The 24787-nt window shown below is 58.9% G+C and carries 28 protein-coding genes and 1 tRNA gene; 21 read left to right on the top strand and 8 right to left on the bottom strand.

The features are described from left to right. Positions 1 to 69 precede the first annotated feature (69 nt). The 7 genes from QSK43_RS00625 to motA all read right to left on the bottom strand — a co-directional run bounded on the left by QSK43_RS00625 (position 70) and on the right by motA (position 6840). Complete coding sequence (locus QSK43_RS00625; protein WP_332301942.1) at positions 70 to 1362, bottom strand: flagellin N-terminal helical domain-containing protein; 1293 nt, start codon at positions 1360 to 1362, stop codon at positions 70 to 72. A 320-nt stretch (positions 1363 to 1682) separates the two neighbouring features. Further along, on the bottom strand, positions 1683 to 2120 hold the full coding sequence (locus tag QSK43_RS00630; protein ID WP_045021997.1) for a hypothetical protein: 438 nt from the start codon (positions 2118 to 2120) through the stop codon (positions 1683 to 1685). Positions 2121 to 2125: 5 nt separating this feature from the next. Next, the gene (flhB, locus tag QSK43_RS00635; RefSeq protein ID WP_045021998.1) at positions 2126 to 3208 is read right to left on the bottom strand and encodes a flagellar biosynthesis protein FlhB; all 1083 of its coding nucleotides are present in this window, start codon (positions 3206 to 3208) and stop codon (positions 2126 to 2128) included. 127 nt (positions 3209 to 3335) lie between these two features. Then, positions 3336 to 4379, bottom strand: a complete 1044-nt coding sequence (fliG, locus tag QSK43_RS00640) for a flagellar motor switch protein FliG (RefSeq protein WP_045022000.1) — start codon at positions 4377 to 4379, stop codon at positions 3336 to 3338. A gap of 27 nt (positions 4380 to 4406) precedes the next feature. Continuing rightward, complete coding sequence (gene fliN, locus QSK43_RS00645) at positions 4407 to 4946, bottom strand: flagellar motor switch protein FliN (protein ID WP_045022003.1); 540 nt, start codon at positions 4944 to 4946, stop codon at positions 4407 to 4409. 65 nt (positions 4947 to 5011) lie between these two features. After that, positions 5012 to 5971, bottom strand: coding sequence for a FliM/FliN family flagellar motor switch protein (locus tag QSK43_RS00650; RefSeq protein WP_332301943.1), 960 nt, complete (start codon positions 5969 to 5971; stop codon positions 5012 to 5014). After that, a complete protein-coding gene (gene motA / locus QSK43_RS00655; RefSeq protein WP_045022007.1) occupies positions 5968 to 6840 on the bottom strand; it encodes a flagellar motor stator protein MotA in 873 nt (290 codons plus the stop codon). Before motA ends, QSK43_RS00650 begins: the two co-directional genes overlap by 4 nt. Positions 6841 to 7026: 186 nt before the next feature. Here motA and QSK43_RS00660 point away from each other — a divergent pair, with 186 nt between their 5' ends. The 17 genes from QSK43_RS00660 (at position 7027) to QSK43_RS00740 (ending at position 20692) form a co-directional block, all read left to right on the top strand. Next, entirely contained in the window at positions 7027 to 7806 is a 780-nt protein-coding gene (locus QSK43_RS00660; RefSeq protein ID WP_332301944.1) for a DUF1217 domain-containing protein, read from the top strand. A gap of 1 nt (position 7807) precedes the next feature. Then, positions 7808 to 8542: a flagellar basal-body rod protein FlgF gene (gene flgF, locus QSK43_RS00665; protein WP_332301945.1), complete on the top strand. Its 735-nt coding sequence runs from the start codon at positions 7808 to 7810 to the stop codon at positions 8540 to 8542. Positions 8543 to 8553: 11 nt separating this feature from the next. After that, entirely contained in the window at positions 8554 to 9960 is a 1407-nt protein-coding gene (fliI, locus tag QSK43_RS00670; protein WP_332301946.1) for a flagellar protein export ATPase FliI, read from the top strand. Between the two features lie 3 nt (positions 9961 to 9963). Beyond that, positions 9964 to 10536 (top strand): hypothetical protein, encoded by a 573-nt coding sequence (locus QSK43_RS00675; RefSeq protein ID WP_052679702.1) that lies wholly within the window; start codon positions 9964 to 9966, stop codon positions 10534 to 10536. A 170-nt stretch (positions 10537 to 10706) separates the two neighbouring features. Next, positions 10707 to 11099, top strand: coding sequence for a flagellar basal body rod protein FlgB (gene flgB / locus QSK43_RS00680; protein WP_045022014.1), 393 nt, complete (start codon positions 10707 to 10709; stop codon positions 11097 to 11099). A 3-nt stretch (positions 11100 to 11102) separates the two neighbouring features. Further along, entirely contained in the window at positions 11103 to 11522 is a 420-nt protein-coding gene (gene flgC / locus QSK43_RS00685) for a flagellar basal body rod protein FlgC (RefSeq protein ID WP_045022016.1), read from the top strand. Continuing rightward, positions 11519 to 11854: a flagellar hook-basal body complex protein FliE gene (locus QSK43_RS00690; protein WP_045022018.1), complete on the top strand. Its 336-nt coding sequence runs from the start codon at positions 11519 to 11521 to the stop codon at positions 11852 to 11854. Before flgC ends, QSK43_RS00690 begins: the two co-directional genes overlap by 4 nt. A gap of 122 nt (positions 11855 to 11976) precedes the next feature. Continuing rightward, entirely contained in the window at positions 11977 to 12765 is a 789-nt protein-coding gene (flgG, locus tag QSK43_RS00695; RefSeq protein WP_045022020.1) for a flagellar basal-body rod protein FlgG, read from the top strand. A gap of 25 nt (positions 12766 to 12790) precedes the next feature. Further along, the gene (flgA, locus tag QSK43_RS00700) at positions 12791 to 13279 is read left to right on the top strand and encodes a flagellar basal body P-ring formation chaperone FlgA (RefSeq protein WP_332301947.1); all 489 of its coding nucleotides are present in this window, start codon (positions 12791 to 12793) and stop codon (positions 13277 to 13279) included. Then, entirely contained in the window at positions 13276 to 14397 is a 1122-nt protein-coding gene (locus QSK43_RS00705; protein WP_434785093.1) for a flagellar basal body P-ring protein FlgI, read from the top strand. Before flgA ends, QSK43_RS00705 begins: the two co-directional genes overlap by 4 nt. Next, positions 14394 to 14930: a MotE family protein gene (locus QSK43_RS00710; protein WP_045022026.1), complete on the top strand. Its 537-nt coding sequence runs from the start codon at positions 14394 to 14396 to the stop codon at positions 14928 to 14930. Before QSK43_RS00705 ends, QSK43_RS00710 begins: the two co-directional genes overlap by 4 nt. Further along, positions 14927 to 15643: a flagellar basal body L-ring protein FlgH gene (flgH, locus tag QSK43_RS00715; RefSeq protein ID WP_332301948.1), complete on the top strand. Its 717-nt coding sequence runs from the start codon at positions 14927 to 14929 to the stop codon at positions 15641 to 15643. Before QSK43_RS00710 ends, flgH begins: the two co-directional genes overlap by 4 nt. A gap of 28 nt (positions 15644 to 15671) precedes the next feature. Then, positions 15672 to 16172: a flagellar basal body-associated FliL family protein gene (locus tag QSK43_RS00720; RefSeq protein WP_332301949.1), complete on the top strand. Its 501-nt coding sequence runs from the start codon at positions 15672 to 15674 to the stop codon at positions 16170 to 16172. Continuing rightward, positions 16169 to 16906, top strand: a complete 738-nt coding sequence (gene fliP, locus QSK43_RS00725) for a flagellar type III secretion system pore protein FliP (RefSeq protein WP_045022031.1) — start codon at positions 16169 to 16171, stop codon at positions 16904 to 16906. Before QSK43_RS00720 ends, fliP begins: the two co-directional genes overlap by 4 nt. 374 nt (positions 16907 to 17280) lie before the next feature. Further along, positions 17281 to 18141 carry a flagellin N-terminal helical domain-containing protein gene (locus QSK43_RS00730; protein WP_045022034.1) on the top strand — a complete coding sequence of 287 codons (861 nt, stop codon included), beginning with the start codon at positions 17281 to 17283 and terminating at the stop codon, positions 18139 to 18141. 406 nt (positions 18142 to 18547) lie between these two features. Continuing rightward, complete coding sequence (locus QSK43_RS00735; RefSeq protein WP_045022036.1) at positions 18548 to 19510, top strand: flagellin N-terminal helical domain-containing protein; 963 nt, start codon at positions 18548 to 18550, stop codon at positions 19508 to 19510. A 240-nt stretch (positions 19511 to 19750) separates the two neighbouring features. After that, complete coding sequence (locus QSK43_RS00740; RefSeq protein WP_332301950.1) at positions 19751 to 20692, top strand: flagellin N-terminal helical domain-containing protein; 942 nt, start codon at positions 19751 to 19753, stop codon at positions 20690 to 20692. 209 nt (positions 20693 to 20901) lie between these two features. Here QSK43_RS00740 and QSK43_RS00745 read toward each other — a convergent pair. Next, positions 20902 to 20976 (bottom strand) — tRNA-Thr (locus QSK43_RS00745). A gap of 155 nt (positions 20977 to 21131) precedes the next feature. On the opposite strand from QSK43_RS00745, the gene QSK43_RS00750 reads away from it, so the two are divergent. The 4 genes from QSK43_RS00750 to hisD all read left to right on the top strand — a co-directional run bounded on the left by QSK43_RS00750 (position 21132) and on the right by hisD (position 24784). Continuing rightward, positions 21132 to 21398 carry a hypothetical protein gene (locus QSK43_RS00750; protein WP_332301951.1) on the top strand — a complete coding sequence of 89 codons (267 nt, stop codon included), beginning with the start codon at positions 21132 to 21134 and terminating at the stop codon, positions 21396 to 21398. 102 nt (positions 21399 to 21500) lie between these two features. Next, a complete protein-coding gene (gene murA, locus QSK43_RS00755; protein ID WP_045022042.1) occupies positions 21501 to 22793 on the top strand; it encodes a UDP-N-acetylglucosamine 1-carboxyvinyltransferase in 1293 nt (430 codons plus the stop codon). A gap of 117 nt (positions 22794 to 22910) precedes the next feature. Then, positions 22911 to 23351, top strand: coding sequence for a DUF2948 family protein (locus QSK43_RS00760; RefSeq protein WP_332301952.1), 441 nt, complete (start codon positions 22911 to 22913; stop codon positions 23349 to 23351). A 134-nt stretch (positions 23352 to 23485) separates the two neighbouring features. Continuing rightward, on the top strand, positions 23486 to 24784 hold the full coding sequence (gene hisD / locus QSK43_RS00765) for a histidinol dehydrogenase (RefSeq protein ID WP_332301953.1): 1299 nt from the start codon (positions 23486 to 23488) through the stop codon (positions 24782 to 24784). The last annotated feature ends 3 nt before the right edge of the window (positions 24785 to 24787 follow it).

Below are 24787 nucleotides of genomic sequence, written 5' to 3' on the forward strand. Positions count from 1 at the left end.
CGGGCCCTGTTTGGCAGCGCTTCCGTCCGCATCACCCGCGCAGCCGCCCTCCGACCGGGCCAAGGCCATTTACTTGAAGAGCTGCAGGATATTTTCCGCATTGGCATTAGCGATGGAGAGTGCCTGGATGCCGAGTTGCTGTTGCGTCTGCAATGCTTTCAGCCTGGTCGATTCCTCGTTCATATCCGCATCGACAAGACGGCCTATGCCTTTGTCGATCACGTCCATCAGGCTGGAGACGAAGTTTTCCTGCAGGCTGATACGGCTCTGGAGGGAGCCGAGGCTAGAGGCCGTGCTGGTCATCGCTTCCAGCTGCTTGTCCACGAAACTCATCATCACATCGATGGCGTCGGAAGCGGTATAGGCGGCGCCGGCGCCGGCAAAACCACTCATCGCCGCGGCAACGACATCGAGATTGTCGAGATTAAGGGTGGAGACGGAAAACCCGAGGGATCTCGAAACAGATGTCGCCGCAGCAGCCGTGTCATAGAACCAATCGTCACCGCCGGTGTCCCGATAGGCCGCCGAGACGGTCGTGCTGCCGCTCGAAGGGTCCGTTGCCGTCACCTTGACCCAGGTATTCTCAGCCAGACGGAGATAGTTCACAGTGCCATTGCTATAAACGCTCGGGTCGGCATTCGTATCCGCCGTCGCTGCATTCAGCACGCCGATTTCCGCATCGGTCAACTTCTTGACGACATAACCCGTGTTCGTGACCGCTCCGGCAGTCGTTGACACCTGAGTAACTTCTTGCTCCGTCTTGCTGGCGAAAATGGCACTCTTGTCGAGAATACCGAGTTTTCCGCCGCTGAGGTCGAAAAGCACGGCGCTGCCGTTCAGCACATAATCAACCGTGGTAACGCCGACATTGCCCGAGCCGGTGCGCGTGAAAGATGCGACAATCTTTTTGGTGATCGGCTCTTCGACCGGCGGCGTGCCGCCGTTGCTGATGCTGGCCTGCAACCAGTTCTCGCCGGAGAAGGACGCCGATTCGGACGTGCTCTTCAACTGCTCCTGAAGCTGCTTGATCTCGTCCTGGATCTTGCCCCGGTCCGCCCCCACGCCATAGGCGGCGACAAGCTTGGCCTTGATCTGCTTGACGACCTCGATCGAATTCTCGATCGCGTCATAGGCCGTATCGACCTTGGCGGCGCCCAGCCCCAACGCATCCTGCACGGCCGAAAGTGCCGCATTGTCGGAGCGCATGGTCGTCGAAATCGACCAGTAGGCCGCATTATCCGCTGCGGTCTCGACACGGTAGCCGGACGACACACGCGCCTGCGTGGTTTCCAGATTCTTGTCGATCATGCGCAAAGTTTGCAGCGCGGCCATTGCCGCCGCATTGGTCAGAATGCTGGTCACTGGGTCCACCCAATTGTACTGTCAGGAAAATCCGGCGTTGCGCCGAAAACGAGCAGAGGCATCATGCGCATCGGCGATAGCAAAAAAAGAGCCACCGCGATCTGCCGTTCGTTAACAAATCGTTAATTCTATAGGTACCAAACAACAACGCTGATTTGCAAGGCGTTCCTCGCTTTCGCAGACCGGTTTTGCATAAACCGGCAGGCTTCAGGCAAGGTCGGGTGAAAAAGCACTCGAACGAAGCCGTTGCGCCCGCGACTTCGGCGGGCGCAACGGAAAAATAGATGAAAATGTCGGTGGTCCGGCTCAGATGATCTGGCTCAGGCGGCTTCGCCCTGACGGGTCGACACGAATCGGGCAGCCATCAGGCTCCGGCGAAGGAACTCGGTGTTCTCATCCGGATTGTCCGAGGGGTTCTGAAACGAAACATGATTGATCTCGACCGCAGCATGTTCGTTGGCCAGAATCAATCGCGCATAAACCGTGGCGCCCTGCGGTTTGAGTTCAAGATCGAGGACGATCTCCGGCGACCCTTCCCATTCGAGCTTGTATTCGCCGCCCGCGCCGAAGTTGATCGTACCGGGATGATAATAAAGCTCCGCGGCCGACGAGACGAGGTCGGCGATACTGCCATTACACTCGAATCTCAGCAACGAAATCAGGTCGGCCGGATCGAGCAGGCGTAATTCAGTGGCGATCGGGTTGATCGCCTCTGCGACGATCATTTCCCGCTTTTCAGAATAGGCGGATTTTTTCATTGGTTTTATTGAACCCGTATTTTCGATGACTTCATGGCGTAAACCCGATGAACGAGCTCAGCTACCGCCTTGTAAAAAGCTGGTGGAATCACACTATCGATCGAGACTTGCGCAAACATGGAGCGTGCGAGAGGCGGATCTTCAAAAACGGGGATATTATTTTTTTCCGCAATCTCGCGGATTTTCAATGCGATAAGGTCCTGGCCCTTGGCAACGACAACAGGCGCGTCGCCTTCCTCGCGCACGTAACGCAACGCCACCGCAAAGTGTGTCGGGTTGGCGATCACCAGTGTCGCGCGCGGCACATTGTCGATCATGCGGCGACGGGCACGGTCACGGGCGACAGAACGCTGGCGGGCTTTGACCACCGGGTCGCCCTGCGATTGCTTGTATTCCTCCTTCACCTCATGCTTCGTCATCTTCAACTGACTGAACCAATGGTGGCGCGTCCACAAAATGTCGACGGCGGCAAGCAGCGCGGTCGAAAGCAAAATCACGACCATCATTTTTTTGACGATCTCGACGACCCTCACAAAAATGACCTGCGGATCGGAGAACATCAGGTCGATGAGGCTGTAAAAATCGCTGCGCAGAGACAGGTACATGACGATCGAAACGATCAATATCTTGAACAGCGATTTGCCGAATTCCACGAAACCCTGCTTGCTGTAGATGCGCGAGAACCCCTTTGCAGGCGAGATGCGCGACCATTGCGGACGCACCCTCTCGAGCACCGGCGACGGCAGGTTCTGGAAAAACGACGAAGCAAGGCCGAAGACAATGAACATGATCATGGCCGGCATGAGCAGATAGGCCATGGACGCGCCGAGAAAATAGAGCAGCGACAGCGCGTCCGGCCGGGTGCTGAGGTCCCATTGTTCAGGTTGGCCGAACAGGTCCTTCAGCGTTACGCCGAGGCGACCGGCGCTTTCGGGCAAAAAGAAAACCAGGTAACAATAAAAGGCAAGTGACGAGGCGAAGATCGGTACTTCGCGAGAAAAGGGAAGATTGCCCTTCTCGGCCGCATCACGGAGTTTTTTCTCCGTGGGGTCTTCTGTTTTACTGTCCTTGTCCTCGTCGTCTGCCAAAGCACGTTCCCGGGATCAAAAAAAGGCCCGCCGATCGCGGCAGGCTATCATTCCGAAACTAGCGTCCGGGGCCGGCCATCGCAATGGCCGGCTATGCCGTAAGGGCGGGTTATCAACCGGCTTCCGCTCAGGCCGCCGCCGATTGTTCGTCTGTTGCGGCTTCCTTCAGCTGGATCTGGCCGGAATTGGCCAACCGGATCGCCTCCTGCGCCACGGCGCGGCGTGCGATCGCCACTTCGCGGGTGTTGATGGAAGCCTGCGGCACCACGAGATCCGACTCGATCATGCGGCGCTGGCGCGGGCTGATGCTGGACAGCACGCATTCCTTGATTTCCATCGTGGCGCCACGCAGGGCCATGGTCAGAACATCCGCCGACACATCGTTGAGCAGCAGGACGCGGCTGCGCTGCGGCATGAACATGAGGTCGTCGAAGAGGAAGAGCTTCGGCTTGACCTTGTTGGCAGCTTCCTTGCTGAGCGTCTCGAGCGAGCTGAGCAAGGTGTCGACCTGCGGCTTGTCCAGTTCGTTCATCAGATCGGCAACCTTGGCGGAACCGCCCGCATTGCGCTCGGCCTCGATCTCGGTGATGAGATTGACCACACGCTTCTCGATGATCTGGGCAGCCGTGGGGCTGACTTCCTTCATGTTCACCGTGCGGTTCATGATATCGGCGCGCTGTTCTTCGGGGAGGATCAGAAGAACCTTGGCTCCAAAGGACGAGGGCAGCATGGAGAGGATGTAAGCGATGGTCTGGGGATGCTCGCGCAGCAGGAACTTGCCGACGAATTCCGGCTCCGCTTCCTGCAGGCGGTCCCAGATCGACGCCTCATAGGCCTGGAAGGCCGCACGACGGCCAAGAAGGCTGTCGACTTCCTCAGGCGTCAGCCCCTCTTCGAGAATGCTTTCGATCGCCTTGGCATTGTCCATCAGACCCGTGCCTTCAGTGAACAGGTCTTCGAACTCGGCCACGATCTGGGCAAGTTCGTCCGGAGGAATGACACGCAACGTCTGAGCCGAGGAAATGATCATCTGCAATTCGTGCTGCGTGAAAAACTTCAGCAGCTTGCCGGCGACGCCCTTGCCCATGGCAAGCAGCACTGCGGCCGCCTTGTCGGTCTGAGACAACGGCTTCCCTGCCAGGGGGTTACCGAAATCCTCGAAGTCCATCATGGTCTTTCCTCTCCGTCCCCACAGGGATCAGGCTTTTCGCGTACTCAGTACTTCAATCAATTTTACGCCGAAGCGCGTATCGTCATCTTCCAGAACAGTTATTTCACCGCGCGCAATACGGCGGCCATTCACCATGATCTCGACCGGCTCGCCGATCTTGCGGTCAAGCGCAATCGTCGCGCCTTCCTCAAGGCTCATCAGACCCGAGACGAGCATCCGGCTGGTGCCGAGAACGATCTGGACATCGATCGGGATATCCATGATCATGTCCATATTGTCGGACAAGCCGCTGCCAAGCGGCGCCCTGACGCCCGCGACCTGTGAAGGGGCCGCGAAGTCATTCATTGCGAAATCGCCCGCTCCGCCACCAAAGGCGGAGAGGTCGCTGTCGGCGGAAGCGTCGTCGGTGCTTCCGAAATCCCCGAAGTCGCCAAAATCGGACAGCGAACCTTCCGCATCCGTCTTGAGGACGCCACGCAGATCGCCGATAGCCTGGTCGAGGTCGCCGCCGTCTTCAAGCGACGGCAGCGCCGTATCGTCGGTCACAGGAGTTTTCTTCGTAGCCATGCGCTGATTATTCCCTTTGAAACTTGCGTCAGCCTGCCCAGACCCCAAAAAAGGGTGGACAGGATTTAACCCATCAGATGTCGCAGAATCTCGTCGTCCGTGCTGACATTGTTCTTCACCCGAACCATGTAGCGGTCGCCGGACTTGCCGAATTCGCAATTATAAAGCTTGGAGCCGTTGGCGCTGACCTCGACGGCGATATCGTCCTGCTTCAGATCCTGAAACGGAATGACGTCGCCGGCGACCAGTCTGGAGATCGTCCGCAGGGTCATCGTTTCGAGCTTGATGCGCGCCTCGAGCGTTACCTGCGATCTCTTCACCTGCTCCGAGATCATATCCACCCATTCCTCCTGCTTCTTCAGCGCCTGGGCCGAAGCTTTGGGGGCGGCGATGGAGGTCTTGAGGAGCGGCCGCTGCGGCACGATGAGGGCGAATTCCGAAGAAACCTTGCCGATCTCGATTTTCATGCGGACGGTCACGCCGTAAAGGCCGGCGATCGCCTCCTCGAAAGCGCTTTTTCCATTGGCCTTGAAGGGCGGCTCGATCGTCGCCTCGAAACCGCCCGGCGCGTTGACGCCTGAGCGCAGGACACCTGCAATGCGCCCCAGAACCATGGCCGCAAGATCGAGTTCGATATGGGACAGGCTGCGCTCGTCCGGCTCGCCGATGGTATCGGGCGCCGCACCCAGCATGCGCTCCATGAGCGCGATGACGAAGCCGTTGCCGACGGCCATCAAGAAATTGGGGCACCAGTTGCGCAGGGAACAATCGGCAACCGAGAAATTCTGCCCGATATTGGCGATGAGGTCAGTCATCAGCCCCGATTCGGAGCCGATATATTCGACGTCGATCGCGATGCCGGTCTCGCTGTGAAAGATGTCCGGCAGGAATTCGCTGTAGAGATGACCGATATCGGCACCGACCTTCGCGATGGTCTTGCGGTCGGAGAGCCCGCCCGTGAGTCTCGCAAGCAGCGAGGTGTCGATGGCGGGTGCTTTTTGCTGTGCAGCTTTAGCCATGGTCATGCCGCCTTGTTTTCGCCGCCGGGGTTCATCATCTCCTGTTCGACGGCGTCGATGGACGGCCGTTCGTAGTTGGAGATGGTCTTGCGCCCGTATTCAAGCGCTACCTGCGGCACCGAACCGTTCATGTAGGCGATCAGCGTCTGCTTGACGATGATATAGAGACGGTGCTGCTTGGTACGGACGATCTTGACCTGCGAAGCGAGCGGGTTGCAGATCGAATAGGACAGGATGATGCCGAGCATGGTGCCGACCAGCGCCGCGCCGATGAGGCCACCAAGCACTTCCGGCGATTCGTTGATCTTGCCCATGGCCTTGATGACGCCGAGAACCGCCGCGACGATACCGATGGCGGGGAAGGAATCGCCCATGGTGGTGATCGCGTGGTAAGGCTTCAGCTTGTCGCTGAGGATGGTCTCGATTTCCTCATCCATCAGCGCTTCGATTTCGTGGCTGCGGGCATTGCCGATGATGATGAGGCGGACATAGTCGCAGATGAACGACGTCAGTTCCTTGTTCTTCAGGACCGAGGGCGCGCTCTGGAAGATCGAGGATTCTTCCGGATTGTCGATATGCGCCTCGATCTCGTTGCGCGATTTCGTGCGCAGGTCGCGCATCAGCGAATAAAGCACGCCGAGCACGTCGAGATAGTTGCGCTCCTTCGGCACCGAGTGCTTGAAAGCCTCGCCGAGCGCCTTGCCGGAATCCTTCACGACCTTCATGGGGTTCGCCATGATGAAGCCGCCGAGGCCGGCGCCGCCGATAATCAACAATTCGAACGGCTGAATCAGCACGTCCAGATGGCCGCCCATCGCCATGTAGCCGCCGATGATGCAGCCGAAGGTGATTATAAGTCCAATTATAATATTCATTGATCGACCACGCCCGAACTGTGTTCCATGCCGCCATGTCTAGAAAATGTGGCTTGCGTGAACCTGTCCGCAAAGCCCCTTTTGACGCATCCGCCGCAGCCAGTTTCGCACAAGCAACCTGAGGCAATATCCCGACAGAGGCGGACGTGCGCCTTGAGATCGGGATCAAACGAGAGCGGCGGTTCAGTGACTTCCACCTACACCAGCTACAGACTGATCAGTCAGGACATCGGCAAATCCCTTGAACGGGTGTCGAAGCAGCCCGATGTGGTGCGCGAAACCGAATATTACCGGTCGAAGATCGGCAACGTGAAATCCGTCGACGACTTCATGGCCGATATCCGTCTTTATAACTATGCGCTGAAAGCCCATGGCCTCGAGGATATGGCCTATGCGAAAGCCTTCATCCGCAAGGTGCTGACGGAAGGCACGACCGACAAGGAAGCCTTCGCCAACAAACTTTCCGACAGCCGGTATGCGGATCTTGCGAAATCGCTCGACTTCGCAAGCCTGGGTGCAGCGGCGACCGCCACCGAGGCGGCCCAGTCCGGCATCATCGGCAAGTACACCCGCCAGACGCTGGAACAAGAGGCGGGAGGCGACAATAACGGTGTCCGGCTCGCTCTTTATTTCGAGCGCAAGGCGCCGACGATCAAATCGGGTCTCGACTTTCTGGCCGACGACGCGCTCGCGCAGGTGTTCCGCACGGCCTACAACCTGCCTGACGAATTTGCTGCGGCAAATGTCGAAAAGCAGGCTGCACTCATCGAAAAATCCATCAATATCAAGGATCTGCAAGATCCTGAAAAGGTCGGCAAGCTGCTCGAGCGTTTCACCATCATGTGGGAAATGCAAAACCCCTCGACGACCTACGATCCCTTGGCCGTTTTCGGCTCCTCCAGCGGCTACGGCATTTCCCCGGACCTGCTGATTTCCATCAATTCCCTGAAACTCGGAGGCAAATGATATGCAGTCCGGACTATACGTCGCGCTGTCCTCGCAGATTGCGCTGGAGCGTCGTCTCACCACCATTTCCGACAATATGGCGAATGCCAACACAGTCGGCTTCCGCGGTTCCGAAGTGAAATTCGACGAAATGGTCGCCAAGAACCACAATTCCATGAATGCCAAGGTGGCGTTCGTGTCGCAGGGCAACGACTATCTCTCCACCCGCCAGGGTGCCTTCGAACAGACCGGCAATTCTCTCGATTTCGCCATCAAGGGCGACGCCTGGTTCTCGCTGGATACGCCCGATGGCCAGATCCTAAGCCGCGATGGCCGTTTCACCATGCGTCCGGACGGGGCGCTCATCTCCTCGAGCGGTTATCCGGTTCTTGACGCGGGCGGCGGCCCCATCCAGCTCAATGCGAATGGCGGCCCGATTACTGTCGGTCTCGATGGAGCCATCCGGCAGAACGACAACATCGTCGCGACGCTCGGCATCTTCCAGGCGGATTTCTCGCAAGGATTCCTGCGCCATCCCAATAGCGGCGTGAAACCCGTGGTCCCGCCGATTCCGGTCGTCAACAATCACGAGGTCGGCGTCGTCCAGGGTTATCTCGAGCAATCGAACGTCAACGGCATTTCCCAGATGACGCAGCTCATTCAGGTCAACCGGGCCTTCGAGAGCATCTCGTCGCTGATGCGCGATACCGAATCCACCTTCGGCGACGCCATCAAGACGCTTGGCGGCGCACGTTGAGGAACTGAGCGATGACAATGCCGGAATCCACGCTCACGGCCGAGGCGATTTCACCGAAGCTCGCCCAACTGGCCAGCCTTGCCGGACACTATGCCGATCCGGAGTTTTCGGTGTCGCCGGGTGGCCATGTCCGCACCATCGCCGCCGGGCACTATACGGTTTCCGGTCTGTCGCGGCATGTGAGGCTCGGCGAATTCGTCGCCCATCGCAGTGCGACCGGCATCCATCTCGGCGAAGTGGTGCGCGTGGAACCGGATATCTGCTACGTCTGCCCCATCGAACCGGGTGAACCGATCGGCATTCACGACACCGTCATCCGCAAGGGCGCCTTCCGCGTCGCGCCGGATGAAAGCTGGTGCGGGCGTACCATCAACGCGCTTGGCGAACCTATCGACGGCAAGGGACCGCTTGTCTCCGGCACCGAGCGCCGTCCGATTTCCAGCAACGCACCGCCATCCATGACGCGCAAGCGGGTGGAGACGCCGTTCAAGACCGGGGTGCGGGCAATCGATATTTTTTCGCCGCTGTGCCTTGGCCAGCGTCTCGGCATTTTTGCCGGCTCGGGTGTGGGCAAATCGACGCTGCTGTCGATGCTTGCCAAAGCCGACGCCTTCGACAAGGTCGTCATCGGGCTTGTCGGCGAGCGCGGCCGCGAAGTGCGCGAGTTCATCGAGGATACGATGGGCGAGAACATGGGCAAGTCCGTCGCCGTCGTCGCGACCAGCGATGAAAGCCCGATGCTGCGCAAGATGGCCCCACTTTCCGCCGTCACCATTGCCGAATATTTCCGTGACAGGGGCGAAAACGTTCTTCTCATCATCGACAGCGTCACTCGTTTTGCCCACGCGATCCGCGAAGTGGCGGTCGCTTCGGGCGAGCCGCCGGTGGCGCGCGGCTATCCGGCTTCGGTCTTCACCGAATTGCCGCGCCTTCTGGAGCGGGCGGGACCCGGCGCCGAAGGCGCCGGCACCATCACCGCCATCGTCTCCATTCTGGTGGACGGCGACAATCACAACGATCCGATCGCCGATTCGACCCGCGGTATTCTCGATGGCCATATTGTGCTGGATCGCAGCCTTGCCGAAGAAGGCCGCTACCCGCCGATCAATCCTCTGGCCTCGATCTCGCGTCTTGCCAAGAAGGCATGGACGCCGGATCAGGAAAAGCTGGTATCGCGCCTGAAGGCGCTGGTGCACCGCTTTGAAGAAACGCGGGATTTGCGCCTCATCGGCGGCTATCGCCCCGGCACCGATCCCGATCTCGACATGGCGGTGAAGCAGGTTCCGATCATCTACGAAACGCTGAAACAGCTTCCGAGCGAACCGGCGGCGCAGGACGCCTATGCCGATCTGGCGACCGCGCTGCGCGGCGGAGTGCAAAATAATCAGCCGCAGGTAAATCCGAGAATGAGAGGCTGACCCGTGAAAAAGAAACAGATCGACAAGATCGATAATAGCGACGTCGAGAACGCGCAGCCGCAGCCTCCCTTCTTCACGCCCGACCGTATTCTGGCCTGGACGGGAATAGGGCTTGCCGCCGCCGCTGCCTTTTTCCCCTGGTACGTCTTCTTCAACGAGGACAAGTTCGGAACGAGGGTGGCGGATGGCGACCGTACGCGCGACCTGCCCCATACCGGCCCACGGGAAGTCTTCAGCGTTTCGCCCATGGCCATGACCAATCGCAACAAGGAAGACATGCCGCCGCCGGCCGAACTGCCGGACATGCTGACGACCGCGACAATCAGCGAAAAGGGCAAGGAAAAACAGAACGATCTCGCCGCCGCGCTTGAGGACCAGCCCTTCCCCGGCCAGAACTCCTTCCGCCTGCTGCATGTCTCCAACGGCCGTGCACTGATCGAGGATGGGTCGGGCATGTATATGGTGCGGGTCGGCTCTCCCTTGCCCGACAATGCACTTCTCACCAAGATCGAGCAGCGCGATGGCGAATGGACGATAGAGACTTCCTCCGGGAAGACTTATCGTCCTGAAAAATAGGACGGTCTCTCCTCTTCATCACAAAGGCGCGCCTCGTTTTCAGGCGCGCTTTTTTGTTTTCGAATGACTGGAACGGTCGTTTTTGTATCTCTTCCCGTCCTTCTCCCCTCTCCGCAAGTCTGACGCAAGATTAGCCCCTTAGGTTCGGGCCATACGAGATGGAGAAGTCTATGCAACCGATTCAACTGTTCGATCTGGCCTCCCGCCAAGCGGAATGGCTGAGCGTGCGGCAGGAAGTCGTGGCGACCAACATCGCCAACGCCAACACACCCAAGTTCCACGCCAAGGATGTCAACCCTTTCGAAGCGGTCATGCAGGCCACCAGCCAGCAGGTCGGCATGGCGAAGACCCATCCCGCCCATTTCGGCGCGAGCGAGCTCAGCGAAAATATCGCGGTGCGCGACAACCCGATCAATAACGAGATCGGCATGCAGGAATCCGGCAATTCGGTCGCTCTGGCAGAAGAAATGACCAAGACCGGCGAGATCAAGCGGCAGTATGACCTGAACGCCAGTCTCGTCAAATCCTTCCATCGCATGATGCTGATGACGGTAAAGAGGTAAACCATGGATCCCTTGAGTGCGGCGAGCAAGATCGCGGGCAGCGGCCTGGAAGTGCAGTCCACCCGACTGCGCATCGTTTCGGAAAACATTGCCAACGCAAGATCGACCGGCGACACGCCCGGCGCCGACCCCTATCGCCGCAAGACCGTGACATTCGGCTCCGAGCTTGACCGCGTAAGCGGCGTGGAGCGGGTTACCGTGAAAAAGCTGGGCGTCGACCGCGGCGATTTCGTCAATGAATACGATCCCGGCAACCCTGCCGCCGATACCCACGGCATGGTCAAGATGCCGAACGTCAATGTCCTGATCGAAATGGCGGATATGCGCGAAGCCAACCGCAGCTACGACGCCAACCTTCAGGTCATCCGCCAGACACGCGACCTCGTCGCCTCCACCATCGACCTTCTGAAAGCATCACAATGATCGACGGCATCAAGCAACTCGGTTCCCTCTCGCTCACGCGCGGCGCAGGCAGCGTCTCCTCGCTGACGGAAAGCGTTTTCGGCAGCCAGCAGACGACGCCCGCCCAGCAGACAGGCGCAAGCTTCGCAAGCGTTCTCGGCAATATGTCGACGGACGCGATGAACAACCTGAAGAAGGCGGAAGTGGCCTCCTTCGAAGGTATTCAGGGCAAGGCGAACACCCGTGAAGTGGTGGATGCCGTGCTTTCGGCCGAGCAGTCGCTGCAAACGGCCATCGCGCTCCGTGACAAGATCGTGTCCGCCTATCTCGACATTACCAAGATGCAGATCTAGAGCGCGTCCGGCTTGAAGCCAATCGTTGGCCGCGCTCTAGGCCTTTGTTTTTACGCATTTTCCGGACGTAAAATCGCTCCGCGCTTTTACTGGAAATGCTCTAGCCCAGCAGGAAAAATGACATGAGAGCTCTTGCCATCGCTGCCACCGGCATGGACGCCCAGCAGACCAATCTGGAAGTCATCGCCAACAACATCGCCAACATCAACACCACAGGCTACAAGCGCGCGCGTGCGGAGTTCACCGATCTTCTCTACCAGACCGAGCGCATGCAGGGCGTGCCGAACCGGGCCAACCAGGCGATCGTGCCGGAAGGCGCCAATATCGGCCTCGGCGTGCAGACGTCGGCGGTGCGCAACATCCACACCCAGGGCAACCTGATCGAGACCGGCAACAAGCTCGATGTGGCAATCATCGGACAGGGCTGGTTCCAGATCGAGGCCGCCGATGGTTCGACGCTCTACAGCCGCGCCGGCGCATTCAACAAGAATGCCGATGGCAACCTCGTGACGGTCGATGGCTACAATGTCATTCCAAACATCAATATCCCGACTGACGCGCAGGACATCACCATTACCCGCACGGGCCAGGTGACCGCCCGTATCGGCAATGCTGCGGATTTCACGGAACTCGGACAGCTGACCATCGCCAACTTCGCCAACGAGGCGGGTCTGAAGCCGCTCGGGGACAACCTCTTTGCCCAGACACCGGCCTCCGGCGCCGCTGTTATCGGCGTGCCTGATGATCCGAGCTTCGGCTATGTCAAGCAATCCTACCTCGAAGGCTCGAACGTCGATGCCGTCAAGGAAATCACTGACCTGATTACGGCGCAGCGCGCCTATGAGATGAATTCCAAGGTCATCACCACCGCTGACGAAATGGCTTCGATTGTCAGCAAGAACCTGAAGTAAGAACAGAACGGAAAGGCAGGCGGACATGAGGTTTGGCCGGAAAAATAACAGCTGCAGAACGGCGCTCGTCCGTATGTGCCTGGCGTCTGCCTTTTCACTAGGGGCCTTCGCGCCCGCAATCGCACAGGCGCCGATGGCGCTGGTTCCCACCCGCACGATCTATCCGGGCGAGACGATCTCGCTCGAACAGGTAAAGCCGGTGGAAGTGACCAATCCCAATATTTCCTCGGGTTACGCGACCGATATCAGCGAAGTCGAAGGCATGATCTCCAAGCAGACATTGCTTCCCGGCCGCACGATCCCCGTTGCGGCGCTGCGCGAACCGTCACTGGTGGTGCGCGGCACCAGCGTCAAACTTGTTTTCAACATCGGCAACATGACGCTGATGGCTTCGGGAACGCCGATGACTGACGGCTCGCTCGGCGAAGTCGTGAGGGTACGCAACATTGATTCCGGCGTGATGGTCAGCGGTACCGTCATGAAGGACGGAACCATTCAGGTTATGGCGAAATGAGATTGCTTCGTATCCTAGCCGCGGCTCTGGTCGTTTCGGCCCTGTCCTTCCTCTCGACGCAGCCCGCCCAGGCGGACACGTCCCGCATCAAGGATATCGCATCCCTGCAGGCGGGACGCGACAACCAGCTGATCGGATACGGTCTCGTCGTCGGTTTGCAGGGCACGGGCGACAGTCTGCGCTCCTCGCCTTTCACCGAACAGTCCATGCGCGCCATGCTGCAGAACCTCGGCATCACCACGCAGGGCGGCCAGTCCAATGCCAAGAACATCGCCGCAGTGATGGTGACGGCCAACCTGCCGCCCTTCGCCAGCCCCGGCAGCCGTGTGGACGTGACGGTCAGTTCCCTTGGCGACGCCAGCTCGCTTCGCGGCGGCACGCTTATCATGACCTCGCTTTCCGGCGCTGACGGGCAGATTTACGCCGTCGCGCAAGGATCGGTGATCGTCAACGGATTTTCAGCCCAGGGCGATGCTGCAACGCTGACGCAGGGTGTGACCACATCCGGGCGCGTGCCGAACGGCGCGATCATCGAGCGCGAGCTGCCGTCCAAATTCAAGGATTCGGTCAATCTGGTCCTTCAGCTGCGCAATCCCGATTTTTCGACTGCGGTCAGGGTGGCCGATGTCGTCAACGCCTTTGCCCGCGCCCGGTATGGCGACCCCATCGCCGAGCCGCGCGATTCGCAGGAAATCGCGGTGCAGAAACCCCGCACCGCCGATCTGACCCGGCTGATGGCGGAAATCGAAAATCTGACGGTCGAGACGGATACGCCGGCGAAAGTCGTGATCAACGAACGGACGGGCACGATCGTCATCGGTGCGGATGTGCGCATTTCCCGCGTCGCCGTGAGCTACGGCACACTGACCGTGCAGGTGACGGAATCGCCGCAGGTCATCCAGCCGGCGCCCTTCTCGCGCGGCCAGACGGCGGTGCAGCCTCAGACGGATATCATGGCAATGCAGGAAGGCAGCAAGGTCGCCATCGTCGATGGTCCCGACCTTCGCACCCTGGTTGCCGGTCTCAACAGCATCGGGCTCAAGGCGGACGGCATCATCGCCATTCTGCAAGGCATCAAATCCGCCGGCGCCCTTCAGGCGGAGCTTGTGCTGCAATGATGGAACTCCAGAAGAAAAACGCTTTCAGGAACGGCCTTACCCGGTTCGCGGCCGTCGCCTCACTGCTTTTCCTGTTGCCTGCCGCCGGCGCCGAAAGCCAGCAGAACGTGGTGTCTGAACTCAGCACGCAGGATGAAATCCAGAAATTCTGCACCAACATCGCCGACGCCGCCCGCGACCAGCGTTATCTCATGCAGAAGCAGGAGCTTGAAAAGCTTCAGGCCGACGTCAACGAGCGCATCTCTGCGCTGGAAGACCGCAAGGCGGAATATGAGGACTGGCTGGCGCGCCGCAATCATTTCCTCGAGCAGGCGAAAAGCAATCTGGTCGACATCTACAAGACGATGAAGGCGGATGCCGCCGCACCGCAGCTCGAGAAGATGCATGTGGAAATCGCAGCCGCCATCATCATGCAGCTTCCGCCGCGCCAATCGGGCCTCATCCTCAGCGAAATGGATGCTCAGAAAGCCGCAATCGTCGCCGGCATCATGTCGCAGGCGATCGACAAAAACACTTCGAAGGATCCCTCATGACCCCGCGTCTTCCGGCCCTCCTCCTGCCGCTTGCCCTGCTTGCCGGCTGCCAGAACAACCAGACCCTGAAGGAAATCGGTAACGCGCCTGCGATGAGCCCTATCGGCAGCGGCCTGCAATTCAGCCAGTCGCCGCAGATGGGCAGCTATCCGAAGCAGCCGAAGCACATGGCCAGCGGTTATTCGCTGTGGAGCGACAGCCAGGGAGCGCTGTTCAAGGATTTGCGCGCCCTCAACATCGGCGACATCCTGACCGTCAACATCCAGATCAACGACAAGGCCGATTTCGACAATGAAACCGAGCGTAACCGCACGAACTCCAGCGGCCTGAACTGGAAGGCGAATGCGGAGATCCTGGGCTGGAACCCGAAGGCTGATTCCAGCATCAATTACGGTTCCGATACCGACACCCAGGCGAAGGGCAAGACCAAGCGTTCTGAAAAGCTGACGCTGCTGGTGGCCGCCGTCGTGACCGGCATTCTCGAAAACGGCAATCTCATCATCAGCGGCTCGCAGGAAGTGCGCGTGAACCACGAAATCCGCATTCTGAACGTCGGCGGTATCGTCAGGCCGCAGGATGTCGATGCACAGAACATCATCTCCTACGAGCGCATCGCCGAGGCACGCATCTCCTATGGCGGTCGCGGACGTCTGACGGAAGTGCAGCAACCCCCGGTCGGTCAACAGGTCGTCGACCTGTTCTCGCCGCTCTGACGCCGACATGCGAAAGCGGGACTGACCCATGGAAAACGAACAGGCCGAGAGCAAGAAGAAGTCCTCCTCGCTGGTCATGACCATTGCAGGGGTTGCGATCCTCACCCTGCTCGGTGCGGGCGGCGGCTGGCTCGTGGGCGGCATGGTCGCCCCGAAGATTGCCGGCGCCGAGGCGCATGCCGCAGCTGCCGCCGGCGGACACGGCGAGAAAAAGGGCGAGGGCATCGAAAAAATCCCGGCCGAGGCGAACGGCATCGTCCAGCTCGACCCCATCACCACCAACCTCGCCTATCCCTCGACAAACTGGGTGCGGCTTGAAGTGGCGCTGATGTTCAAGGGCCCTGTCGAAATTGGTCTCGCCGAGGATATTCATCAGGATATCATGGCCTATGTCCGCACCGTTTCCCTCCAGCAGCTGGAAGGGCCGCGCGGCTTTCAATATCTTAAGGATGACATTCAGGAACGAGTTGACCTGCGCTCTCAAGGGCGCGTATCCAAGGTCATGTTCCGGACCTTTGTCATCGAATGATTCGATTTCTTATAACCATCGCCGTCCTGCTGGCTTTGCCGGGCCTCGCCAATGCCCAGCAATTTCCGTCCGATCTGTTCAACACGCAGATAGACGGATCCGTCGCGGCATGGATCATCCGCACCTTCGGCCTTTTGACGGTCCTGTCCGTCGCGCCGGGCATCCTGATCATGGTCACGAGTTTTCCGCGCTTCGTGATCGCATTTTCGATCCTGCGCTCCGGTATGGGCCTTGCCTCAACCCCGTCGAACATGATCCTTTTGTCGATGGCGATGTTCATGACCTTCTACGTCATGTCGCCTACTTTCGACAAAGCCTGGACTGATGGCGTACAGCCGTTGTTGCAAAACCAGATCAACGAACAGCAGGCCATTGGGCGCATCGCCGAACCCTTCCGCACCTTCATGAACGCCAATACGCGCGACAAGGATCTGAAGCTGTTCGTCGATATCGCCCGCGAGCGCGGACAAGTGGTGATGACCGACAATGTCGTCGACTACCGCGTGCTCGTCCCGGCCTTCATGCTGTCGGAAATCCGGCGCGGTTTCGAGATCGGTTTCCTGATCATCCTGCCATTTCTGGTCATCGACCTCATCGTCGCCACCATCACCATGGCCATGGGCATGATGATGCTGCCGCCCACCTCGATTTCCCTGCCGTTCAAGATCCTGTTTTTCGTACTGATCGACGGTTGGAACCTGCTTGTCGGCAGCCTGGTCAGATCGTTCAACTGACGGCATTTGTGCCGAAATAATCTTTGTTAATCCTGTTTGTTAACCCCGCAGCCCCACGGCAGCGGGGTTTTCGCGTTTTAACCCTTTGCTTACCGTTTTTGCTAGGGGCCGGATAACTATAATTTTCAATTAAAAACTTACCATTTAAATATACTTAGCAGTAACCATAAGTATTTTCTAGTATTTCTTAACGCTAAAATTAATAATTGCGCAATTTTTCCCTGCGAAATTCTCCCTACACACAGCGGGTTTGGTTTCCAGAAACAAGTAATTCGGAACCGAGTGGCATGAAGCCGAAACGTTGTTACCGGTAATACCAAGTCCGGAATGTCCCCAACCTCAGTATCTCGTAAAAACAAAGGGACACATTTATTATGGCAAGCATTCTCACTAACGCTTCGGCGATGTCCGCTCTCCAGACGCTGCGCTCCATCTCCAGCGATATGTCCACGACGCAGGATCGCATTTCCACGGGCATGCGCGTCGGCGCCGCCAAGGACAACGCCGCTTACTGGTCTATCGCAACGACCATGCGTTCGGATAAGGGCGCTATCAGCGCTGCCCAGGACGCTCTCGGCCTCGGCGCCGCAAAGGTCGATACGGCTTATGCCGGCATGGATGCCGCAATCAAGGTCGTCACGGAAATCAAGAGCAAGCTCGTTACCGCCACCGAACAGGGTGTTGACAAGTCCAAGGTTCAGGAAGAACTGAACCAGTTGAACCTTCAGCTGGCAAGCGTTGCCAACGGCGCGTCCTTCAACGGCGAAAACTGGCTGGTCGGCACCGCAGGCGCCAAGACCGTCGTTTCGGGCTTCGTCCGTGATACGGCCGGCGTCAAGGTTACGACCGCCAGCTACACCACTGCTCCGCTTTTCGCCAGCGTCGACCCGGCAACGGGCGCCGGCACGGGCGGCCTGCTGGCAAACACCATCGCGATCAATGTTACAACGTCTACCGACCTTGCCGCCGACCTGACCACCGTGGAAACGGCTCTCAAGGCAATGCAGACATCTGCATCCAACCTTGGTTCGATTTCTTCCCGCATCGACCTGCAGCAGAGCTTCGCCGACAAGCTGGGTGATGCTCTCGAAAAGGGCATTGGCCGTCTCGTAGACGCTGACATGAACGAAGAGTCCACCAAGCTGAAGGCTCTGCAGACGCAGCAGCAGCTGGCAATCCAGGCCCTGTCGATCGCCAACAACGACTCGCAGAGCATCCTGTCGCTCTTCCGCTAAGAGCTGAACTTCTCATAGCCCTTCGGGGCTGGGGGACACATTTCTTCCCATAAACAATCGGGGGCTGACCGAGCGCAGATTGGGATAGAAAGCATAACCGTCCGAAAGGCTGAATCGGACTGAATGCATCCATGAGGCCGCATCCGGAAACGGGTGCGGCCTTATCTTTTTTTTAAACTTTCGGGGTTACGCGCGCGTGCGCGCGAGAGTTGCATTTTTAATTTTGCCGAGACTGAATTTCTTTCTCCATTTATCGATTCATTAACCAAACCCGCGTTACCTAATGCTCATCGAAACGGCGAGCTAACGTTAAAAATCAGCCAGTTAGCAGGCATGATGCTGTGCGCCGTTCCCGGTGAAACCGGAATGTCCCTTCTTTAATCAGCCATTCAAGGGGCACACTACTATGACGAGCATAATTACCAATGTCGCAGCAATGTCTGCGCTCCAGACCCTGCGCTCCATCGGCCAGAGCATGGAATCCACCCAGGCACGCGTTTCCTCCGGCCTTCGCGTTGGCGAAGCCGCTGACAATGCTGCTTACTGGTCGATCGCAACCACGATGCGCTCCGACAACATGGCCCTTTCCTCCGTTTCCGACGCCCTCGGCCTCGGTGCCGCTAAGGTAGACACCGCTTCTGCCGGTATGGAATCGGCGATCGAAGTCGTCAAGGAAATCAAGGCGAAGCTGGTTACGGCAACCGAAGAAGGCGTCGACCGCACCAAGGTTCAGGAAGAAATCGATCAGCTTCAGAATCAGCTGGTATCGATCGCGCAGGGCGCATCCTTCTACGGCGAAAACTGGCTCGTTGGCGCTTCGACGCTCGGCGCGACAACGCCCGGCACGGACCCTGATAAGTCGGTTGTCGCTGGCTTCGTTCGCTCCAGCGGTGGTGCCGTTACCGTTACGACTACGAAATACGCCCTTGATGACACCGCCACCGGCAACGTGCTGTTTGGCGCCGTATCCGGCGCAGGCGTCCCCAGCGCCGACGGTATTCTCGGCACGACCGGAACGTTCACGACAGTTCCTGTCCAGTCCGTCTTCACGCTGGACATCAACGCCTATGCAGCGGCAGACCGCGCCACCAACATGGCCGAAGCCCTGACGCTTGTTGAAAACGCGCTGAAGGCCATGACCAGCGCAGCAGCCAAGCTCGGTTCGCTCTCCATGCGTATCGGCCTGCAGGAAGACTTCGCTTCCAAGCTGTCCGACTCCATTGAAAAGGGTATCGGCCGCCTCGTTGACGCTGACATGAACGAAGAGTCTACCCGCCTCAAGGCCCTGCAGACGCAGCAACAGCTCGGTGTTCAGGCTCTCTCGATTGCCAACAGCAATTCCGAAAGCATCCTGACGCTCTTCCGTTAATCAGAAGCTTCAGCCGAAAAGATCAACCGCGCCGAAAGGCGCGGTTTTTTTGTTTTGGACCTTGCCCGCGACGTTCAGAGATTTTGATTAAGAGTTCATTAACCAAATCACCCCTAAATCAGGCCATCGAAACGACTCGTTAACCAAGACGAAAAAGAGGTTAACAGGCATCACGCCGCGCAGTCGTTTCCGGCGATCCCGGAATGTCCCTTCCCATTTAGCCAGCTCAGAGGGGCAACTATGACAAGCATTCTGACAAACACCGCCGCCATGTCGGCACTTCAAACATTGCGCGCCATCAGCGGCCAGCTCGAAGATACACAATCCAGAGTCTCTTCGGGATTGCGCGTCAAGTCGGCCTCCGACAACGCCGCTTATTGGTCGATCGCAACAACGATGCGTTCCGACAACATGGCCCTTTCCGCAGTTCAGGACGCACTGGGTCTTGGTGCGGCGAAGATCGATGTCGCCTATTCCGCAATGGAAAGCGCCGTCGAAGTCGTCAAGGAAATCAAGTCGAAAATCGTTGCCGCAACCGAAGAAGGTGTCGATAAGACCAAGATCCAGGAAGAAATTGACCAACTTAAAAAACAGCTAGAATCGATCGCACAGGGCGCTTCTTTCAGCGGAGAGAACTGGCTGCTGGGTACTGGCCCCAAGACCGTCGTTTCCGGCTTTACCCGTGACGGTAGCGGTTCCGTCAGCGTTACAAAAACGGACTACACCCTTGTCGACACGACGACAGCAACTGAATCCGCCAATGTGATTTTCGGGTTAACCGGCACACCCGCGACACTGGATACGACAAAGGGCATCATTGGACAGTCCGGAACGGCCTCGGGCATTTCCGTATGGGACATCGATCTCAAGCTTTTCGATGCTGCGACGCCGCCAACCTACACGATCGGCAATCTGCTGACAGATGTTGAAACTGCGTTTCAAGCGCTGAGCAGCGCATCATCCGCCCTCGGCTCTATCAAAATGCGTATAGGACTGCAGGAAGACTTCATCTCGAAGCTGACCGACTCCATCGACAAGGGCATCGGCCGCCTCGTCGATGCGGACATGAACGAAGAATCCACCAAGCTCAAGGCTCTTCAGACACAGCAGCAACTGGGCATCCAGTCGCTCTCCATCGCCAATACCAGCTCCGAGAATATCCTGTCGCTATTCCGCCAGTAAGCGGCGCCCGTTGGCTACGGGCGGTTTCGTCCCGCTCTGGCAGCAACAGAATATTCGGAAATGGAAACCGCGCTTCGCAAGAGGCGCGGTTTCCACCTTTGCCGACGCCCGTGCGGCGTGGCCGAAAACGCGCATCGACATTACATGCTGCGTGAGCAATGCCCGCCCGCTGCGGGCGTCGCGTAAACATTTAATTTTATTAGGGGAAATGGTGCTGCTAGAGAGATTTGAACTCTCGGCCTCTCCCTTACCAAGGGAGTGCTCTACCCCTGAGCTATAGCAGCGTCCGGTACCGAAGCGTTGGCTTCAGCATCAAGCGTGGCGGCCTATTGCCATAGGTTTTTGACGAGCGCAAGCCGCAAAACGATATTCTTCATCAAGCGGGGCAAAAAAGCGTGCCCCCTGTTGAAAAACATATTTTTCGGATATTGCTGAATTTATGAACGAACATCATGACAAACAGGCAAAGGCAGCGGTTTCCGCGGGCGCTTCCGCAGAACCGTCCGCCGCGGCCGCAAACGGCAACGCGCAGGCCGGCCCCGGCGAAAAGGCGCGGCAGCGCGAGGCGGAGCGGAAAGCGCGGGCGGCGAAGAAGCTTCGTGAAAACCTCATGAAGCGTAAACAGCAGGTTCGTGCGCGCCGCGCCGGCGATGCGGATGACACGATTGGCCTGCCTGCCGCAAAAACGGACGAATCATCCTCATAGAGAATTCACCAGCATAAAATTGAAACGCCACGGAAACTCGTCTAAGGACGCGCATTTCCGCAAGGCAGATAAAGAAAGGCGGGCACAGGCCCGTAGGGACGCATGGATCGCATCAGAATTACGGGTGGCAACAAGCTCAACGGCATCATCCCCATCTCAGGCGCAAAAAACGCCGCTCTGCCGTTGATGATCGCTTCGCTTCTGACCAGCGATACGCTGACGCTTGAAAACGTACCGCATCTGGCGGATGTGGAGCAGCTCATCCGTATTCTCGGCAACCACGGCGTCGATATTTCCGTCAACGGCCGCCGCGAAAGCCAGGGCGAAGCCTATTCCCGCACCGTGCACTTCACCTGCCGCACCATTGTGGACACTACAGCACCTTACGAACTGGTTTCCAAGATGCGTGCGAGCTTCTGGGTCATCGGCCCGCTGCTGGCCCGTGAAGGCCGTGCCCGCGTTTCCCTGCCCGGCGGCTGCGCCATCGGCACACGTCCGGTAGACCTGTTCATCGAGGGCCTGCAGGCGCTCGGCGCAACGATGGAGATCGATGGCGGCTACATCAACGCCTCGGCCCCCAAGGGCGGCCTGATCGGCGCGGTTTACACTTTCCCGAAAGTATCCGTCGGCGCGACGCATGTGATGCTGATGGCCGCGAGCCTTGCCAGAGGCACCACCGTCATTCACAACGCCGCCCGCGAACCGGAAGTCGTCGATTTGGCGCACTGCCTGATTGCCATGGGTGCGAAGATCGAGGGTGCCGGCACCTCCACCATCACCATCGAGGGCGTCACCTCGCTCTCCGGCGCGCGCCACCGAGTTTTGCCGGATCGTATCGAAACAGGCACCTATGCCATGGCAGTAGCGATGGCCGGCGGTGACGTGGTGCTGGAAGGCACGCGCGCCTCGCTGCTGGACAATGCGCTGGACACGCTGCGGCTTGCAGGCGTGACCATTAATGACACGGAGACCGGCCTTCGGGTCGTACGCAACGGCAACGGCATCCAGCCGGTCGATATCGTCACCGAGCCCTTCCCCGGCTTCCCCACCGATCTTCAGGCGCAGTTCATGGCGCTGATGACCCGGTCGCAGGGCGTCTCCCACATCACCGAAACCATTTTCGAAAACCGTTTCATGCATGTGCAGGAACTGGCCCGTCTCGGCGCGAAGATTTCGCTCTCCGGCCAGATGGCCCGTATCGAAGGCGTCACCCGCCTGAAGGGTGCGCCGGTCATGGCGACCGATCTGCGCGCCTCGGTGTCGCTGGTCATTGCGGGCCTGGTGGCGGAAGGCGAAACCATGGTTTCGCGCGTCTACCATCTCGATCGCGGCTTCGAACGCCTTGAAGAAAAGCTCACCCGCTGCGGTGCGCTGGTCGAACGCGTCAGCGATTGATCCCTTCATCACCGCTCATTCGTTTTCTCCCCGTTGCAGAGCAGGCCGCGACTGCCTATTTCCAATACAAGGAAATTGGACATGCCGGCCTGCGGCCCAAGGAAAAGGAAGAAAATGATGAGCGGCCTGAAATTGCTCGCGCTGGACACTGAAGATCTCTCCGTCATTTCGACGCATATGCAGGACAGCGTCTTCAAGCTGAAGGACGTTGCCTTCGAGCCGAAACACGGGCAATTCTCGCTTTCCGCCAACCGTTTCGTCTGGGAGAGCACCGAGAAGAAGAGCCTGCCGCCGGAGCGTTGCCGCAGCGTCGTTTTTCTGAAGCGGGTCTCGGCCGTCCGTTCACACGGCATCAACCGCGATGACAGGGAGCAGGTACTTTCGCTTCTCGCCATCCGCTTCGTGCAGAACGGCGAAGGGCCTGACGGAGCTGTCGAACTGACGCTTTCGGGCGGAGGCGCCATCGCGCTCGACGTCGAATGCATCGAAGCGCAGCTGACCGATGTGAGCGGCGCCTGGGAAACCGCCGCCAAACCGCAGCATCCGGACAGCGAATAAGCTCTCCACGCCATCGCAACGGTTGCCTTTCGTCACTGTTTCGATTTATGCCACATACCAGAGCCGCATTTGTTTCTGCGGTGAGTTCGTGCACCTCGCGGGATCGCCTGCGGGGAAAATGAGAGGGTAATGGCGTGGCAATCTGGCTGGAGCGGGCATCGGCTGATTTCGAACAGAAATTCGCTGCCTTCCTGACGACCAAGAGAGAAGTTTCCGAAGACGTCAACGCGACCGTTCGCGACATCATCAACGATGTCCGCCATCGCGGCGATGCGGCCCTTGCCCATTACTCCCTGAAATTCGACGGTCTCGATTTCTCGAAGGTCTCGATGCGGGTGACAGCGGAGGAGATCGACGCCGCTGTCGCGGCCGTGGACAAGACCGTGATCGACGCCCTCGAATTCGCAGCGCGGCGCATCGAAAAACACCATGCGCGGCAAATGCCGAAGGACGATATCTACGAGGACGAGATCGGCGTGGGCTTAGGCTCGCGCTGGACGGCGATCGAAGCCGTTGGCCTCTATGTGCCGGGCGGCACCGCCAGCTACCCAAGCTCCGTTTTGATGAACGCCGTGCCGGCCAAGGTCGCCGGCGTCGAGCGCATCGTCATGGTCGTGCCGGCCAATGGCGGCGTGATAAATCCCGCCGTTCTTGCCGCCGCGCGCATCGCAGGCGTCGAGGAGATCTATCGCATCGGCGGCGCGCAGGCGGTGGCGGCACTCGCTTACGGCACGGAAACGATCATCCCCGTCGCCAAGATCGTCGGCCCCGGCAATGCCTATGTGGCGGCCGCGAAACGGCAGGTCTTCGGCACTGTCGGCATCGACATGATTGCCGGCCCGTCGGAAGTGCTGGTGATTGCCGACAGGGACAACGACCCGGACTGGCTGGCCGCTGATCTTCTCGCGCAGGCGGAACATGACCGTGGGGCGCAATCCATCCTGATCACCGACAATGCCGAACTGGGCAAGGCGGTGGAAGCGGCGGTTGAGCGGCAGTTGAAGCGACTGTCGCGGTCCGAGACTGCGGCAGCGAGCTGGGCTGATTTCGGCGCGATCATTCTGGTCGAAAAGCTTACCGATGCCATTCCGCTGGCAAACCGCATTGCGGCCGAACATCTGGAACTCGCCGTTGACGATCCGGACGCACTGATGGCGCATATCCGCAATGCAGGCGCGATCTTCGTCGGACGCCATACGCCGGAAGTAATCGGCGACTATGTCGGCGGCTCCAACCACGTTCTTCCGACGGCGCGGTCGGCACGCTTCTCTTCCGGCCTTTCGGTGCTGGATTTTGTCAAGCGCACATCTATCCTGCGCCTTGGCCCCGAGCAGCTGCGCCAGCTTGCGCCGGCGGCGATCACCCTTGCCCGTTCGGAGGGGCTGGACGCGCATGCGCGCTCGGTCGCCATTCGCCTCAATCCGGAAAGTTAAGAG

This window comes from Rhizobium sp. GR12, from assembly GCF_036596185.1.
GTDB lineage: Bacteria > Pseudomonadota > Alphaproteobacteria > Rhizobiales > Rhizobiaceae > Agrobacterium > Agrobacterium nepotum.

What these genes read in the sequence shown, in the direction of transcription:
- QSK43_RS00630 (WP_045021997.1), bottom strand. Translation starts at nt 2,120, where the DNA reads ATGAAAAAATCCGCCTATTCTGAAAAGCGGGAAATGATCGTCGCAGAG.
- fliG (WP_045022000.1), bottom strand. Translation starts at nt 4,379, where the DNA reads ATGATGGACTTCGAGGATTTCGGTAACCCCCTGGCAGGGAAGCCGTTG.
- fliN (WP_045022003.1), bottom strand. Translation starts at nt 4,946, where the DNA reads ATGGCTACGAAGAAAACTCCTGTGACCGACGATACGGCGCTGCCGTCG.
- QSK43_RS00650 (WP_332301943.1), bottom strand. Translation starts at nt 5,971, where the DNA reads ATGACCATGGCTAAAGCTGCACAGCAAAAAGCACCCGCCATCGACACC.
- motA (WP_045022007.1), bottom strand. Translation starts at nt 6,840, where the DNA reads ATGAATATTATAATTGGACTTATAATCACCTTCGGCTGCATCATCGGC.
- flgF (WP_332301945.1), top strand. Translation starts at nt 7,808, where the DNA reads ATGCAGTCCGGACTATACGTCGCGCTGTCCTCGCAGATTGCGCTGGAG.
- fliI (WP_332301946.1), top strand. Translation starts at nt 8,554, where the DNA reads ATGACAATGCCGGAATCCACGCTCACGGCCGAGGCGATTTCACCGAAG.
- flgB (WP_045022014.1), top strand. Translation starts at nt 10,707, where the DNA reads ATGCAACCGATTCAACTGTTCGATCTGGCCTCCCGCCAAGCGGAATGG.
- flgC (WP_045022016.1), top strand. Translation starts at nt 11,103, where the DNA reads ATGGATCCCTTGAGTGCGGCGAGCAAGATCGCGGGCAGCGGCCTGGAA.
- QSK43_RS00690 (WP_045022018.1), top strand. Translation starts at nt 11,519, where the DNA reads ATGATCGACGGCATCAAGCAACTCGGTTCCCTCTCGCTCACGCGCGGC.
- flgG (WP_045022020.1), top strand. Translation starts at nt 11,977, where the DNA reads ATGAGAGCTCTTGCCATCGCTGCCACCGGCATGGACGCCCAGCAGACC.
- flgA (WP_332301947.1), top strand. Translation starts at nt 12,791, where the DNA reads ATGAGGTTTGGCCGGAAAAATAACAGCTGCAGAACGGCGCTCGTCCGT.
- QSK43_RS00705 (WP_434785093.1), top strand. Translation starts at nt 13,276, where the DNA reads ATGAGATTGCTTCGTATCCTAGCCGCGGCTCTGGTCGTTTCGGCCCTG.
- QSK43_RS00710 (WP_045022026.1), top strand. Translation starts at nt 14,394, where the DNA reads ATGATGGAACTCCAGAAGAAAAACGCTTTCAGGAACGGCCTTACCCGG.
- flgH (WP_332301948.1), top strand. Translation starts at nt 14,927, where the DNA reads ATGACCCCGCGTCTTCCGGCCCTCCTCCTGCCGCTTGCCCTGCTTGCC.
- QSK43_RS00720 (WP_332301949.1), top strand. Translation starts at nt 15,672, where the DNA reads ATGGAAAACGAACAGGCCGAGAGCAAGAAGAAGTCCTCCTCGCTGGTC.
- fliP (WP_045022031.1), top strand. Translation starts at nt 16,169, where the DNA reads ATGATTCGATTTCTTATAACCATCGCCGTCCTGCTGGCTTTGCCGGGC.
- QSK43_RS00730 (WP_045022034.1), top strand. Translation starts at nt 17,281, where the DNA reads ATGGCAAGCATTCTCACTAACGCTTCGGCGATGTCCGCTCTCCAGACG.
- QSK43_RS00735 (WP_045022036.1), top strand. Translation starts at nt 18,548, where the DNA reads ATGACGAGCATAATTACCAATGTCGCAGCAATGTCTGCGCTCCAGACC.
- QSK43_RS00740 (WP_332301950.1), top strand. Translation starts at nt 19,751, where the DNA reads ATGACAAGCATTCTGACAAACACCGCCGCCATGTCGGCACTTCAAACA.
- QSK43_RS00750 (WP_332301951.1), top strand. Translation starts at nt 21,132, where the DNA reads ATGAACGAACATCATGACAAACAGGCAAAGGCAGCGGTTTCCGCGGGC.
- murA (WP_045022042.1), top strand. Translation starts at nt 21,501, where the DNA reads ATGGATCGCATCAGAATTACGGGTGGCAACAAGCTCAACGGCATCATC.
- QSK43_RS00760 (WP_332301952.1), top strand. Translation starts at nt 22,911, where the DNA reads ATGAGCGGCCTGAAATTGCTCGCGCTGGACACTGAAGATCTCTCCGTC.